This is a genomic window from Streptomyces sp. NPDC046805 (assembly GCF_040645355.1).
Classification (GTDB): Bacteria; Actinomycetota; Actinomycetes; order Streptomycetales; family Streptomycetaceae; genus Streptomyces.
Genome location: NZ_JBEYYC010000009.1, coordinates 19,852 through 33,890, shown reverse-complemented (window position 1 = coordinate 33,890; position 14,039 = coordinate 19,852). Strand labels below are relative to the sequence as shown.

General features: G+C 70.7%; 12 protein-coding genes. 5 read left to right on the top strand and 7 right to left on the bottom strand.

Translation table 11 applies throughout. The annotated features are described in order from the left end of the window. Nucleotides 1-15: 15 nt before the first annotated feature. Nucleotides 16-1,647, top strand: a complete 1,632-nt coding sequence (locus ABZ910_RS12080; protein WP_361362852.1) for a protein kinase — start codon at nt 16-18, stop codon at nt 1,645-1,647. 28 nt (nt 1,648-1,675) lie between these two features. On the opposite strand, the gene ABZ910_RS12075 is transcribed toward ABZ910_RS12080, so the two are convergent. Next, nucleotides 1,676-2,476 (bottom strand): SGNH/GDSL hydrolase family protein, encoded by an 801-nt coding sequence (locus ABZ910_RS12075; protein ID WP_361362374.1) that lies wholly within the window; start codon nt 2,474-2,476, stop codon nt 1,676-1,678. A gap of 542 nt (nt 2,477-3,018) precedes the next feature. Here ABZ910_RS12075 and ABZ910_RS12070 point away from each other — a divergent pair. Beyond that, nucleotides 3,019-4,113 carry a DUF5925 domain-containing protein gene (locus ABZ910_RS12070; RefSeq protein ID WP_361362371.1) on the top strand — a complete coding sequence of 365 codons (1,095 nt, stop codon included), beginning with the start codon at nt 3,019-3,021 and terminating at the stop codon, nt 4,111-4,113. 38 nt (nt 4,114-4,151) lie between these two features. Next, nucleotides 4,152-4,922 carry a DUF72 domain-containing protein gene (locus ABZ910_RS12065; protein ID WP_361362368.1) on the top strand — a complete coding sequence of 257 codons (771 nt, stop codon included), beginning with the start codon at nt 4,152-4,154 and terminating at the stop codon, nt 4,920-4,922. Between the two features lie 36 nt (nt 4,923-4,958). Here the strand turns inward: ABZ910_RS12065 and ABZ910_RS12060 are convergent, their stop codons facing one another. After that, nucleotides 4,959-5,330 (bottom strand): GntR family transcriptional regulator, encoded by a 372-nt coding sequence (locus tag ABZ910_RS12060; protein WP_361362366.1) that lies wholly within the window; start codon nt 5,328-5,330, stop codon nt 4,959-4,961. Nucleotides 5,331-5,401: 71 nt separating this feature from the next. Between ABZ910_RS12060 and ABZ910_RS12055 the strand changes: the two genes are divergently transcribed. Both ABZ910_RS12055 and ABZ910_RS12050 read left to right on the top strand, forming a co-directional pair. After that, on the top strand, nt 5,402-6,352 hold the full coding sequence (locus ABZ910_RS12055) for a GNAT family N-acetyltransferase (protein ID WP_361362363.1): 951 nt from the start codon (nt 5,402-5,404) through the stop codon (nt 6,350-6,352). Then, on the top strand, nt 6,333-6,833 hold the full coding sequence (locus ABZ910_RS12050) for a DUF402 domain-containing protein (protein ID WP_361362361.1): 501 nt from the start codon (nt 6,333-6,335) through the stop codon (nt 6,831-6,833). The genes ABZ910_RS12055 and ABZ910_RS12050 overlap by 20 nt, the downstream gene beginning before the upstream one ends. A gap of 14 nt (nt 6,834-6,847) precedes the next feature. On the opposite strand, the gene ABZ910_RS12045 is transcribed toward ABZ910_RS12050, so the two are convergent. The 5 genes from ABZ910_RS12045 to ABZ910_RS12025 form a co-directional block, all read right to left on the bottom strand. Beyond that, nucleotides 6,848-7,468 carry a class I SAM-dependent methyltransferase gene (locus tag ABZ910_RS12045; RefSeq protein WP_361362358.1) on the bottom strand — a complete coding sequence of 207 codons (621 nt, stop codon included), beginning with the start codon at nt 7,466-7,468 and terminating at the stop codon, nt 6,848-6,850. Nucleotides 7,469-7,532: 64 nt separating this feature from the next. Further along, entirely contained in the window at nt 7,533-7,991 is a 459-nt protein-coding gene (locus ABZ910_RS12040) for a GNAT family N-acetyltransferase (RefSeq protein ID WP_361362356.1), read from the bottom strand. 187 nt (nt 7,992-8,178) lie between these two features. Then, nucleotides 8,179-9,033 (bottom strand): alpha/beta fold hydrolase, encoded by an 855-nt coding sequence (locus ABZ910_RS12035; RefSeq protein ID WP_361362353.1) that lies wholly within the window; start codon nt 9,031-9,033, stop codon nt 8,179-8,181. 272 nt (nt 9,034-9,305) lie between these two features. Further along, nucleotides 9,306-10,280, bottom strand: coding sequence for a hypothetical protein (locus ABZ910_RS12030; protein WP_361362351.1), 975 nt, complete (start codon nt 10,278-10,280; stop codon nt 9,306-9,308). Continuing rightward, a complete protein-coding gene (locus ABZ910_RS12025; RefSeq protein ID WP_361362348.1) occupies nt 10,277-13,711 on the bottom strand; it encodes a DNA polymerase III subunit alpha in 3,435 nt (1,144 codons plus the stop codon). Before ABZ910_RS12025 ends, ABZ910_RS12030 begins: the two co-directional genes overlap by 4 nt. Between the last annotated feature and the right edge of the window lie 328 nt (nt 13,712-14,039).

Here is a 14,039-nt window from a genome sequence, read left to right as displayed (position 1 = left end):
GAGACATCGCGTGAGATGCCGTGGGGGGCGCCCGTGACCGGAGAGCCGGGCAGTGAACGTGTGATCGCCGACCGCTACCGTCTGCTGTCGCCGCTCGGCGAGGGCGGCATGGGGACGGTGTGGCGGGCTCGCGACGAGGTGCTGCACCGCGAGGTCGCCGTCAAGGAGGTACGGGCCCCGGCCGGGCTGCCCGCCCCGGACGTCGAGCGGATGTACGCCCGCCTGGAGCGCGAGGCGTGGGCGGCGGCGCGGGTCTCGAACCGCAACGTGGTGACGGTGTACGACGTGGCGATGGAGGGCGGTCGCCCATGGGTCGTCATGGAGTTGGTGCGCGGGCTGTCCCTCGCCGACGAGTTGGAGGCGGAGGGTGCGGTGTCCCCGCGGCGTGCCGCGCACGTCGGCGCCGAGGTGCTGGCCGCGCTGCGCGCCGCGCACGCCGCCGGGGTGCTGCACCGGGACGTGAAGCCGGGCAACGTGCTCCTGTCGAACGACGGCCGGGTCGTGCTCACCGACTTCGGTATCGCGACGGTGGAGGGCAGCTCCGCGCTGACCATGACCGGCGAGGTGATCGGCTCGCCCGAATTCCTGGCTCCCGAGAGGGCGTTGGGCCGTACGCCCGGACCCGCGTCGGACCTGTGGTCGCTGGGTGTGCTGCTGTACGCGGCGGTCGAGGGCAGTTCGCCGTTCCGGCAGGACACGCCGCTCAGCACTCTGCGAGCCGTCGTGGACGAGGAGTTGCCGCCCCCGCTCCGTGCCGGCCCGCTCGCCCCCGTCATCGAGGGCCTGTTGCGCAAGGACCCCGCCGAGCGGCTGCCCGCCGACGTGGCCGAGCGGGACCTGCGGCTCGTCGCGGCGGGCGGTGCGCCGCGCGCGGACACCATGCGGGCGGCGGGGCCGTACGCCCCGACGGTCGCGGCCCCGCCGCACCCGCAGTCGCCGCACGGAGAGTCCCCCACGCCACCGATGCCCGTCCCGAACCGGTCGACGGCGCCGCAGACTTCGGCTCCCGCACCGCAGCGCAACCGCAGCGCGGTCGGCGTGCTGGTCGCGGGCGCGGTCGCCCTGGCACTCGCGCTGGCCGGACTGACGTACGCGCTGCTGCATCCCGACGGCGGCGGGGGAAGCGACGCGGGAGGGACCCACGGCCGAGCGGGCGGAAGCAGCATGAACTCGGCCTCCCCGAGCGGTAGCACGACCACGGACACGAGGAGTGCCATACCGCCCGGCGAGAGCAGTGACTCGCCCGCCAGCCGGCCCGCGCAGTCGGTGCGTGTCACGCTGACGGGTGCGCACACCGCGTACTCCGGTACGTGTCCGCCTCCGGCCGCGCAGTCGCCCGTCTTCACTGCGACGTTCACCGTGGGCCGGCTGCCCGCGCTGGTGAAGTACCGGTGGGTGGCGGCGCACGGGTCGGTCGCGGACCCGGGGTGGAATGCGCTGTCGTTCCCGGCGGGAGGCGGGAAGTCCAAGCAGGACAAGGTGGTCGTGACGACGCAGGCCACGAGCGGGACGATCGAGAACGCGATCAGCGTGGAGGTGCGTGCCCCGGTGCGGACGGCATCCGACACGGTGCCGTTCTCGGTGACGTGCGCGACGACGGAGACCCCGACGGGCGGGGCCTCCGCTTCTCCTTCGGCCTCACCCTGACGGGCGGGCCGAGCGCGGCCGTGACGCCTCAGGCGGCCGCGTTGGTGAGCACGGGCAGATAACCGCTGGCCTGTCCGAGCGCGGTCGGGTGGTACGACTCGCCGAAGTTCGACCAGTTGACGCTGTGCAGCCAGTCGTCGCCGGTGCAGAGCTCGTGGCCGCTGAAGGTCGAGCGGACGTCACCGAAGACGAAGCCGTGGTTGAGGGCCCTCTTCTGTATGGCGGCGTCTATGTAGTCGGCCGCGCTGTTGATCGCGGAGCGCTTGGTCTCGGAGAGGCCGATGCACCCCGTCACGCCGAGCTTGTAGAAGCGGGGGTAGTCGAGCACGACCACACGGGCGGACGGGGCCCGGTTCCGTATCGCCGTGTAGACGTTGTCGAGCTTGCCGGGCAGCGTCGTATCTATGTACGCCTTGGCCTGGTTGATGCGGTTGACGCAGTCACTGTCGGACCCGACGACACACGTCAGCATGACGTCGGAGAAGCCGGCGTCGTTGCCTCCGATGGTGACCGAGACAAGGCTCGTCGAGGAGTTGAGCGAGCCGAGCTGGTTGGCGAGCACATCGTCCGTCGTGGCGCCCGAGCAGGCGTTGAAGGCGAACGACGACGGGCCGTGTGCGTTCTTCCACAGGTACGGGTGCGCATTGGTGCTGCGGTCGCAACTGGTGCCGTCGTTGATGTAGTTACCCGCCCCCACACCGGAGGCGTAGGAGTCACCGAGCGACACATAGGGGCCTGTTGCGGCCTGCGCCGAGGCCGCCCCGGTGAGGGTGAGGCCGGCGGCGAGGAGGAGCGAGGTCACGCATGCCGAGAGTCGGAAACGTCTCATGGAACCTCCCTTTAGCAGGATCTCTGCCACAACTGTGGTAGCAACTACGCGCGTTGATGGGAAGTGTCCATGTCAAAACTTTTTAGGACTCGACGAGATCGGTCGCCGCAGGGCCCACCGTCTCCCAACTGGGCGTTCATGGCGCAATCAGATACATCGTCAATCAGGCGTCTTGGCGGTCTCGGTGGAGCTGCGCGACATCGAGACCCAGCATCCGGTACTTTGAAGGGCAAAGTCGCCCATGCGGACCATACGTATCAAGACACCTTCGTCGGACGGCGCCGAGCGGGCGAGACCGGGCCCGGGGAGAGACCTGAGAGCCGCCGCCACCGCCGAGTTTCCGATACCCACCCATGACGTCCCGTCAAGGACGACAGTGGCGGCGGAGGTCGACCGCCGGGCAGGTGTCGAAGGCACACAGGTTCGTAACAGGTGCGGATGGGGCGCGGCCGGGCACAGCGGAAGCACAGGACACAGGCGACACTCCGCGCGCACTGCGGAAACCGGGTGCGCCGGGCGTCCGCGTGACAGATCATTACGGCATGTCTGCGAACCCACACGACGCTCTGCCGATCCGGCTCCACGTCGACGACTCCGACTCGCCGTCCGACGTCGTCGACGCGCTGTTCCTCGGCCGGTTCGCGACGGGCGAGCAGCCGTACGCGCACGCCCTCAACATCGAGCGGGTGCGTTCCGGCGCGACCCTGCTGCCGCGGGGCGCCCGTGTGCTGCGCGTGGCCCGTGACGACGACCGCAGTGCGACGCTCGCGGAGGGCGACGGCTGGACCCTGCTGGTCTCCCGCTGGAACCGGGGCGCCGACGTCACCGTGACCGCGACCACCGCCGAACTCGCCGCGGAGGTGCTGAACGCGGCGACGGACGGCGCGGCGGACGAGCCGGAGCCGCAGCCGGAGAACGTGACGATGGGCTTCTGGTACGTGTCCCCGAGACGCGGCCCGTACCGCACGACCCGCCAGATCTCGGCGGGCACCTGGGACGAGGTGCGGTCCAACTACACGGCACCGGTGGCGGATGCGATGGACCGCCTGATGAAGACGACCCCACAGGACATCGCCGGCCGCCTCCTGCTGCTGCACGGCCCGCCGGGCACCGGCAAGACCTCGGCCCTGCGCACGCTCGCCCGCTCCTGGCGCGACTGGTGCCAGGTGGACTGCGTGCTCGACCCCGAGCGCCTCTTCTCCGACGTGGGCTATCTCATGGACATCGCGATCGGCGAGGACGACTCGACGGGCAACGGCCGCTGGCGGCTGCTGCTCCTCGAGGACTGCGACGAACTGATCCGGGGCGAGGCCAAGCACACGGCGGGCCAGGCCCTGTCCCGCCTGCTCAACCTCACCGACGGCCTGCTCGGCCAGGGCCGCAACGTCCTCGTCGGGGTCACCACCAACGAGGACCTGGAGCGCCTCCACCCCGCCGTGGTGCGCCCCGGCCGCTGCCTGGCCCGGATCGAGGTGGGCCCGCTGACCCGGCGGGAGGCCGTGGACTGGCTGGGCACGGAGGAGGGCGTGGCCCGCGAGGGCGCGACGCTGGCGGAGCTGTACGCGCTGCGCCGGGGCACGTCGCCGACGTCGGTGCCGGGGGCGCGGGACGAGGCGGACGCGGGGCTGTATCTGTGAGTCGTGAGCATGCCGGGTGAGCGTGCTTTCATGGATGTATGACCCTGTTCGTCGGCACGTCGGGGTGGCAGTACAAGTCCTGGCGGGGCGTCCTCTACCCCGCCGGATGTCCGATGCGGCTGTGGCTGGAGGAGTACGCGCGGCATTTCGCCACGGTGGAGCTGAACAACGCGTTCTACCGGCTGCCGACCCGGGAGAACTTCGAGGCCTGGGCCGAGCGGCTGCCGGACGGCTTCGTGGTGGCGGTGAAGGCGAGCCGCTATCTCAGCCACATCAAGCGTCTGCGTGATCCCGAGGAGCCGGTGCACCGCCTGATGTCCCACGCGGTGGGCCTCGGCCCCCACCTGGGCCCGATCCTCCTCCAGCTCCCGCCGACGCTGCGCGCCGACCCGCCCCTCCTGGACGCCTGCCTCGCCTGCTTCCCGTCCGGGACGCGGGTCGCGGTGGAGCCGCGGCACGACTCCTGGTGGACGCGGGAGACCCGTGACGTCCTGGCCTCCCGGGACGCGGCCCTGTGCTGGGCCGACGTCAAGAGCCGCCCCGTCACCCCGCTGTGGCGCACCACGGACTGGGGGTACGTCCGCTTCCACGAGGGCGGCGCCCGGCCCTGGCCGCGCTACGGCACGCGGGCCCTGGAGTCCTGGGTCGACCGGATCGCGACCACCTGGTCCGACGCCGACGACGTGTACGCCTACTTCAACAACGACGCGCGCGGGGGCGCGGTGAAGGACGCGGCGGCCTTCGGCAGGACGGCGGAGAAGGCGGGGCTGACGGTGACGCGCATTCCCGAACTCGCCGCACAGCGCTGAGGTGCCCGCGCCGCGATGGGGCGTACCGAGGCCCGGTCAGCTCTCCTCGTAGGCCGCGCGCAGGGCGTCCCGTACGGCGGCGAGGGCCGCGTCCTCGTCCAGCCCGAGCCGCCGGACGCGCTCGGCGTAGGCCTGCGCGGCCGAGGCCGCTTCCCGCTCGGCGGCCGAGCCGGCGGCAGCCACGAACGTTCCGTTGCGCCCCCTCGTCTCGATCACGCCGTCCGTCTCCAGCGCGCGGTACGCCTTGGCCACCGTGTTCGCCGCCAGGCCCAGCGACTCGGCGAGCCCCCGCACGGTCGGCAGCCGGTATCCCACCGGCAGCGTCCCGGACCGGGCCTGCTCGGAGATCTGGGCCCGCACCTGTTCGAACGGCGGAGCACTGTCATCGATGTGGATCTTCAAGGTCACGCGGCGATTGTCCCGCACCCGCCGGAAAATGGGAGGCATCCGTCGCTTCTCCCGCCGTAACGTGCGCCTTCATGACAGTGACCGTGCGCGACCTCCGCCCCGAGGTCCCGGCCGACGTGGAGGCCTTCGCCCACGTCCGCCGCCTGGCCCTCCCCTACATCCTGTGGACGCCGTCCGCCATCCTCCACCGCCTCGTCCACACGCCCCCGCAGGCCCGCTCCCGGTGCCTGGTCGCGGAGCGGGACGGCGAGGTGATCGGCACCGCCCAGATCGGCCTCGTCCATGACAGCCCCGAGCCGGGCCAGGGCTACCTCAACATCTACGTCCACCCGGACCGGACCGGCCGCGGCGCCGGCGACGCCCTCGTCCGTGCCTGCGAGGAGCACCTGGCCGAGCACGGAGCGACGAAACTGTTCGCCTGGGTGCTGGACGAGCCGGCCAACCGCGACTTCGCCGAGCGACGCGGCTACCGGGCGGCCCGCTCCGCCCACTTCCTCCGCCGGGACCTGACCCAGGGCGCACTGCCTCCCTTGCAGACGCCTCCGCGCGGCGTCGAACTGCGCACCGGCGCCGACTTCGCGGACGATCCGCGCCCGCTGTTCGCGCTGGACGCGGAGACGATGTCGGACGAACCGAGCGACGTGGACACCGCGTTCACGGACTACGAGGCCTGGGTGGAGGAGAACTGGAAGCACCCGCTCCTCGACCGGGAGCTGACCTCGGTCGCCCTGGTCGACGGCCGCCCGGCCGCCTTCAGCGTGGCGTGGACCGACGACGGCACCCTTCCTCGCTCCGGAGCTGCCCCCCTCGCCACCGCCATGACCGGCACCGCCCGCACCTTCCGCGGCCGCGGTCTGGCCAAGCTCGCGAAGAACGCCACCCTGCACCGCGCCCGCGCCGCCGGCTACACGGAGGCGCTCACGGGCAACGACACCGGCAACGGCCCGATGCTCGCGGTGAACAAGTGGCTCGGATACGAGATCTGCGGAACGGAGGTGCGCTATGTCCGCGAACTCGGCTGAGCCGACACGCGACCTGGAGGTCGTCCTCGTCAAGGGCGGCCGTACGAAGATCCGTTACGGCAGCGCGCTGCTGAGCGACGACGGCACGCGGATCGCCGTACGCGCACCGTGGGCAGGCGGCGGCGTCCGTGACTTCGGCTTCGTACGCTTCGAACCCGGTGACGTCTTCACCGAGTACTACTGGCGCGACCGCTGGTACTCCGTGAAGGAGGTCCGCGCCGCCGACGGCACCGTCAAGGGCTGGTACTGCGACATCACCCGCCCCGCCACCCTCTCCGGCTCGGAGCTGGTCGTAGAGGACCTCGACCTGGACCTGTGGCGCTCGGCCGACGGCAGGGACGTACGGCGCCTGGACGAGGACGAGTTCGCGGAGAGCGGCCTGGCGGAGCGGGACCCGCGGGCGGCGGCAGCCGCGGTGGCAGCGCTGGACGAGCTGGAGGAACTGGCCCGCGGGACCGGCTTCGAAGCGCTGCTCGCGTGACGCGTCGGCGCGTCTCACACGGTCGCGACCACCGCGTACCGCTCGTCGTCCACGCTCCGCCCCCACAGCAGCGCGTCGTCCGACAACCGCTCCACGCACACGTGCCCGGCGAGCGGCGCGAGGAGGGCGGTGAGCCGGTCCGCGGATATCCCGACCGGGCTGACCGTCCCCCACACGCCCTCGACCAGGACGAGCCGTCCCCCCGGCCGCAGCAGCCCCCGCCAGTACCGCAGGACACGGGCGGGATCGGCCAGCGTCCACAGCAGATGCCGTACGAGCACGACGTCGAATCGCTGCTCTCCCACCGGCGGCATGGCCGCGTCCCCGACGAGGAACACCGCGCCGCGTCCGGCGAGTTCGAGCTTGGCGCGGGCCAGCTCCACCATGGGCCGGGACAGGTCGACGCCGGTGACGCGATGCCCCTTCTCTGCGGCGAGCAGCGAGAGGCTGCCGGTGCCGCAGCCGAGATCGAGGACGTCGACAGGGCGTGCGGGCAGCCACGCCGCGAGTCTGTCCGCCCAGGCCGCGCGCACCGCGGGGGCGCGCAGCCCGTGGTCGGGCTCGTCGTCGAAGGAGCCGGCCGCGGCGTCCCAGTCGACGCTCACGGCGGCGGTGAAGTCGTTCTCGTTCGCCATGCCCTCAGAGTGACAGCCACCACTGACAATCGATGGGCGACCACCGACGGTCCACCGCCGCCCGTCAGTCCAGCCGCTTGCTGTAGTGGATGCGGTCGTACGGCCCGTCCACGCGCCGCTCCACCACCTCGTAGCCGTACCTCGGGTAGACCTTCTGGTTCTCCCACATCATCGCGTTCGTATAGAGCCTGACCTCGGCCAGTCCCAGGGCACGCGCGTGTGCGTCCACGAACCGCAGCAGCCGTCGTCCGACGCCGCTGCCGTGCGCGTCGGGACGGACGGCGATGCTGTCGAGGAAGAGATGGTCGGGAAACGCCTCGATCACCACGAGCCCGATCACGGGCGCCCCGGTCACGAAGACCTTCCCGTCCGCCACGTTCGCCGTGTGGTCCGCCTCCATGGGCTGCGGCACCACACCGATGCGCTCGATGTAGTGGCGGTACGCCGCGTCGGTCACCGTCTTCACGGCGGGCACGTCGGCGGCGACGGCCGCGCGGATCGCGGCGGCGTCCTCGTTCGTCATGCCGGGCACAGTACCCACCTGATCGCAGTCTGAGCACGGGCTTAAGCGGACCCTAAGGATCTCTGCGATCCGCCCCCAGCAGGGGATTTCAAGGTTTCTTGGTACTGCCCCCGCCGCTCATCCCACGACCGCGGGGCCCGTCCGGTGGCTCAGGCCGGACAGGCCCCGGGTCGTGTCGGGAACCGGCTCAGTGGAACACCGACCCACAGGTGGTGGGCGTGGCGTGCGCCGGGTCGAGCGCGTTGGCCACTTCGTGGAAGGCGATCCGGTCGAAGGTCCCGATCGCCACGTGCTCGGAGAGGTCGAGCGGGCACAGGTCCTGCAGCAGGACGTTATGGACGTCCGAACCGCTGAGGAACTGGCTGGTGTACGGCGTGGCCACCTCGTCGTACTTGGTGGCGATGACCGTGTAGTGCACCCCGGGGACGGTGTCGCCGCCCGCGTTGAGCCTGGTGAGGAAGGGGGATCCGGCGATCTGGTCGGCGAGGGCCGGGGTGGTGGCCTTGAGCAGGTCCTCGGCGCCGGGGAAGTACGGCAGCAGGTTGGTCAGGCCGTTCAGGTCGGTGCCGTGGTTGCTGGGGGCGAGGCCGACGAGGTCGTTCACCTTGGCGGCTCCGCCGAGGAACTTCAGGTAGTAGCGGGGCATCATGCCGCCCTGCGAGTGCCCGACCATGTCGACCTTGGCCGCTCCGGTCGTGGAGAGCACCTTGTCGACGAAGGCCGACAACTGCCCGGCCGACTTGTCGACGGGCCCGAGGCCGTTGAAGACGGGGACGCCGGGCAACTGCCCGTAGTCCAGGGAGAAGACGCAGTACCCGCGATCCTTCAGATACGGCGCGAGGGTGAGCCAGTTGTCGACCGAGTTCCCGAACGTGCCGTGAACCAGTACGACGGGACGGGGATGCTCACCGGACGGCCGGCAGGAGTAGTCGTTCCAGCCGCTGGTCGGGGCGGCGGAGGCGGTGGCGGCCGGCACGAGGGCGATGGCACCGACCAACAGCAGCGCGGCGAGGGGTCTTAACACACGTTTCCAAGGCAGCATCGGGTGATCTCCTTGCGGCTCAAGGGAGGGGGGTTTGCGGCCTTGCGCCCTGCGATCCGGATCACGGGATGCTGTTCATCTGTCAAGTTACGGGCGAGTAGCGCGCCTGTGAAGTTACGCGTCAGTAAAAACTTCCGGTAACAATCACCAGCCCCGCCGAATCTTCACCACGAAGGCCTGACCGGACCGTAGGTCAGACGCACACCAAACACCCACGCAACACGCCCATTTCACCCTCCCCTACCGCTTCGCCCCACGCCTCGGGAGAGGTGTCACGCGGCCAGCGCCCCCGGCATCACCGCCCGCGGACCGAACTTCGCCCGTGCCCGGTCCGCCACCTCCTCGATGCGGCGGACCTTCTCGTCCACGGGGTCGAAGGTGAGCTGGTGGGAGGCGTGTTCGGCTGCGGCGAGGCCCTCGGCTCGCAGGGTGAGCGCGCGGACCCGGGCGCGTTGCAGACCGAGGGACTCGTACATGCCGTACGCCTCCTTCGTCAGTGCGGCGGAGTGCGCGGTCGGTTCGGTGAGCGTGCGGGTGCGGGTGGTCGAGGAGCGGTCGGCGTAGCGCACGGTGAGGGTCAGGGTGCGGCAGACCTTCTCCAGGGAGCGCAGCCGGGCGCCCAGTTCGCCGGCGGCGGAGAGCATGGCGCGACGATGGCAGGAGGGGTCCAACTCGTCCAAGGAGAAGGGGCGTTCGACGGACAGGGAGCGGGAGACGGCATTCGGCACGACCCGTCCCCTGTCCACGCCGTTCGCCTTCTCGTACACCTCACGGCCCGCCTTCGCGCCGACCAGGCGCTGAAGCGTGGAGAGCGGCGCGGCGGCGACCCGGCCCAGGGTGTCGAGGCCGTACTCACACAGGATCCGGGCGGTGGCCTTCCCCACGCCGGGGAGCGCGACGACGGGCTTCCCCGCGAGGAACTCCGCGATCGCGTCCGGCGCTTCGGGCACCGCGCACGTCACCCCGGGCCGGGCGTCGCGCAGCGCTACGCGGGCCAGCATCGGGCCGGGCCCGGCGCCGATCACGCAGTCGACGCCGTACAGCGCGAGGGCGCGGACGCGGATCACGGCCGCCAACTCGACGGCGCTGCGCCCGAAGTAGCGCTCGGCCCCGCGCAGATCGGCCAGCGCCCCGTCCGGAGGCAGCGCCTCGACGACCGGGGTGAACTCCTCCAGCAGGCCGAGCAGCCCCGGCAGGGCGCCCTCGTGCAGCGGAGGCAGCTGGAAACGTACGCAGAGGATGGTCATCCCGCACTCCCCGGACTCTGGTGCCACAACTTCCGTACTTGTGAAGGCTCTTGACCCGCAGGCCGCAGATCGGCCCACGGGTGCATCGCGTATCCGGTGGGCATGTGGATGCGACGGCCGTGCGTCGGATCGCCGTCCCCGCCCTCCCGCACCGGCTCCGCCAGCCGCGCCGCCACCTCACCGAGGCCCCCTTCCGCACGGAGCTCGACGAGTTCGGCGAGGTTCCACGCAACGGCGCCCACCACGCTGAGGCTGCGCGGGCCGCGCCGCTGCACCACCCCACGCACCAGCAGCAACCAGGAGTGGAAAACCGTGTGCGCGCACGCATCATGGGAGTCGTCGAAGAAGGCGAGGTCGACCAGGCCCGTCCCGTCGTCCAGCGTGGTGAAGATGACCCGCTTCCCGGAGCGGATCGGCGGAGTCTGGGTGGCCACCTTGGCCCCCGCGACCAGCACCGTCTCACCGTGCCTCGCCTCACGCAGCCGCCGCGCCGACCAGGCGCCCAACTCCTCCAGGAACTCCCGGTGATCGTCCATCAGGTTGCGCGAGGCATCCATGGCCAGCACGCCCAGCTCGGCACTGAGCCGCTCGGCGGAGGACAGATCCGGCAGCCCGGCGGAGGCCGTCTTCCGCCCCCCGCCCAGCGGCAGTTGGCCACCGCCCGCGCCCCGGGCACCCCGGTGCAGCTCGGTCAAGTGCAGCTGCAGATCACGACGATTGGCCCCGAACGCGTCCAACGCACCCACCTGCGCAAGCCGTCCGGCCAGCGGACGACTCGGCCGCGCCCGCTCCCAGAAGTCCAGCAGCGAGGCGTACGGCTGCCCGTCCGCGATCCGCGCCGCCTCGGCCTCGCTGATGCCGTGCACATCGGCGAGAGCCAGCCGGAGCCCCCACACCGCGGGCGACTCAGACACCAGTTCGATTCGATGATCGACCGCCGACCGGTTCACATCCAACGGCAGGATCGGCACCCCACGCCGCCGCGCATCCGCCAGCAGCAGTCGCTTCGGATACATCCCCGGGTCATGCGTGAGCAGCCCGGCATAGAAGGCGGCCGGATGATGCGCCTTCAACCATGCCGACTGGTACGTCGGCACGGCGAAGGCGACCGCGTGCGCCTTGCAGAACCCGTAACTACCGAACGCCTCAATGATCTCCCAGGTCCGCCGAATCGTTTCTGCGTCGTACCCGCGCGTCTCCGCCCGCTGCGCGAACCAGACCCGGATCCGCCCCTGCGACTCCGGATCGGACAGCCCACGCCGCACCCGATCGGCCTCGCCCCTCCCGCAGCCGGTCATGATGGCGACGATGTCGATGATCTGCTCATGAAAGACAACGACCCCGTACGTCTCGCGCAGCGGCCCTTCCACATCCGGATGCGGATAACGAACAGGCGCCCGCCCGTGCCGCGCCTCGATGAACGGCCGCACCATGTCGGCGGCGACCGGCCCCGGCCGGAACAGCGAGATATCAACGACGAGATCATGAAAATCGGCAGGCTGGAGCCGCCCGACCAGATCCCGCTGCCCCGGCGACTCGATCTGGAAGCACCCCAACGTCTCGGCAGACCGAATGAGCCGATACGTAGCCGGATCCCCCTCGGCCACCCCGTCCAAGTCGATCCGCTCTCCCGTGGCCCGCTCCACCTCGGCGACCGCATGCGCCATCGCCGACTGCATCCGCACGCCCAGCACATCGAGCTTGAGCAGCCCGAGATCCTCCACGTCCTCCTTGTCGAACTGCGACATGGGCAGCCCCTCCCCGCTGGTCGGCACGACCGGCGTACGGGAGAGCAGTGAGGCATCGGAAAGAAGCACCCCGCAGGGATGCATCGCGACGCCACGCGGCAGAGCGTCAAGGGCCTCGACGAGCTCCCACAACCTGCCGTACCGCTCCCCCTCCCCCGCGAGCTGCTTCAGCTCGGGCAGCTCCTCCAGCGCCGCACGGGCATCACGCGCCCGGATATGCGGAAAGGACTTGGCGATACGGTCGATCTCCGCCGGGTCCATGGACAGGGCGGCCCCCACATCCCGAATGGCATGCCGCACCCGATAGGTCTCCGGCATGGAAACGGTGGCGACCCGCTCGGCCCCGAACCGCCCGATGATGGCCCGATAAACCTCCAGCCGACGCGCGGACTCCACATCAATGTCGATATCCGGCAGCACAACCCGCTCCTTGGACAGGAAGCGCTCCATCAACAGCCCATGTTCGACCGGATCGGCATGCGCGATACCCAGAAGATGATTGACGAGAGATCCCGCACCGGACCCCCGCGCGGCAACGCGAATCCCCATCTCCCGTACATCATCGACAACTTGAGCAACCGTCAAAAAATAAGAAGCGAATCCATGGTGAGCGATGATGTCCAGTTCCTGATGCATCCGCTCCCAGTACACGCGCCGCCTGTCGTACCCGCGCAACACCATCCCCGCCGCCGCCCGCGAGGCCAGCGCCCGCTGGGCAGTACGGTGACCGGCGCCCACAAGATGCGGCTCAGGGAAGTGGACGGCCCCCATACCGAGGTCGTCCTCGGGGTCGACCACACATTCGGCGGCAGTGGCCCCCGTCTGCTCCAGCAGCCGATGGGCGGTGTCGCGCCGATAACCCGCGGCCTCCACCACTCGCTCGGCAACGTGCCGCATAGCGCCCGCATCCTTCAGCCAGGCCTCACCGGAGTCCAGCTCCTTGCGCGGGTCGATCGGCACCAGGCGACGCGCGGCATCCAGAACATCGACAACGCGCCCCTGCCCAGGATCGGCGTACCGAACAGCATTGCTGAGCACCGGCCGAACCCGCTGCTCGACAGCAAAACCGACGGTCCGAGCGGCCAGCCTGAGAGAGCCGGGCCCCGTCCCCGAACGGCCATGCCAGACGACCTCCAGCCGCAGGGCATCGCCGTAGACCTCACGCCAGGGAACAAGAAGCCTGGCGGCACGGTCCGGACGCCCCGCCGCAAGAGCAAGGCCGACATCCGAGCCGGGACCGAGCAGGGCGGTGACCCCTTCACCGTGGTTGTCGGCCCACGACAGCAAGGGCGTGCCGTCCCCGGCATGAGCAGCACTGACCAGGCGACACAGATCCGCCCACCCGCGCCCCCCGTCACGGGCGAGGAAGGTCACACGGGGAGCCGACTCGTCAAGAAAGGCACCACCGCGTACAGGGGTACGACGCCTTTCCCTCCGCACGGAGTCGTCCTCCCGCCGCCCCACCGTCCCGCCGACCGCCAGCTCCACCCCGAACAGAGGCCGGACACCCGCCGTCGCACAGGCCTTGGCAAAGCGAACCGCGCCGGCGAGCGTGTCGCGATCGGTGAGGGCGAGGGCATCCATACCCCGCTCCGAGGCGCGCTCGGCCAGCCGCTCCGGATGCGAGGCGCCGTACCGCAGGGAGAACCCGGAGACGGTGTGCAGATGCGCGAACCCAGGCACACACACCTCCCGTACAGCCTCTCGAACACCAGTTCCCAACTACCTCACCCCCACCATACCCCCATTCCCGAACACTTGTGCGACACCGCCACGCAGGCCTCTCACCTGCACAAACGCGCAAACGGACCGCCATCACAACCGCCACCGACGGCCCGCACCCGCGTACGGCGGGCAGGAGACGTGGCGGGGGTGTCCGCCCGCAGCGGCCGGCGGAAACACAGGGCACCTCTTGAAGAGACAGTGCGCCGGACCGAGGACGGACACCCCCGATGCCGCCCCGACCCACCCACGACGCACCGCAGGCGCGACACAAGCCACGAAGCACAGC

Bases quoted from the DNA above. Each gene is read 5' to 3' on its own strand.
- ABZ910_RS12080 (WP_361362852.1), top strand. From the start codon at position 16: ATGCCGTGGGGGGCGCCCGTGACCGGAGAGCCGGGCAGTGAACGTGTG.
- ABZ910_RS12075 (WP_361362374.1), bottom strand. From the start codon at position 2,476: ATGAGACGTTTCCGACTCTCGGCATGCGTGACCTCGCTCCTCCTCGCC.
- ABZ910_RS12070 (WP_361362371.1), top strand. From the start codon at position 3,019: ATGTCTGCGAACCCACACGACGCTCTGCCGATCCGGCTCCACGTCGAC.
- ABZ910_RS12065 (WP_361362368.1), top strand. From the start codon at position 4,152: ATGACCCTGTTCGTCGGCACGTCGGGGTGGCAGTACAAGTCCTGGCGG.
- ABZ910_RS12055 (WP_361362363.1), top strand. From the start codon at position 5,402: ATGACAGTGACCGTGCGCGACCTCCGCCCCGAGGTCCCGGCCGACGTG.
- ABZ910_RS12050 (WP_361362361.1), top strand. From the start codon at position 6,333: ATGTCCGCGAACTCGGCTGAGCCGACACGCGACCTGGAGGTCGTCCTC.
- ABZ910_RS12045 (WP_361362358.1), bottom strand. From the start codon at position 7,468: ATGGCGAACGAGAACGACTTCACCGCCGCCGTGAGCGTCGACTGGGAC.
- ABZ910_RS12040 (WP_361362356.1), bottom strand. From the start codon at position 7,991: ATGACGAACGAGGACGCCGCCGCGATCCGCGCGGCCGTCGCCGCCGAC.
- ABZ910_RS12035 (WP_361362353.1), bottom strand. From the start codon at position 9,033: ATGCTGCCTTGGAAACGTGTGTTAAGACCCCTCGCCGCGCTGCTGTTG.
- ABZ910_RS12030 (WP_361362351.1), bottom strand. From the start codon at position 10,280: ATGACCATCCTCTGCGTACGTTTCCAGCTGCCTCCGCTGCACGAGGGC.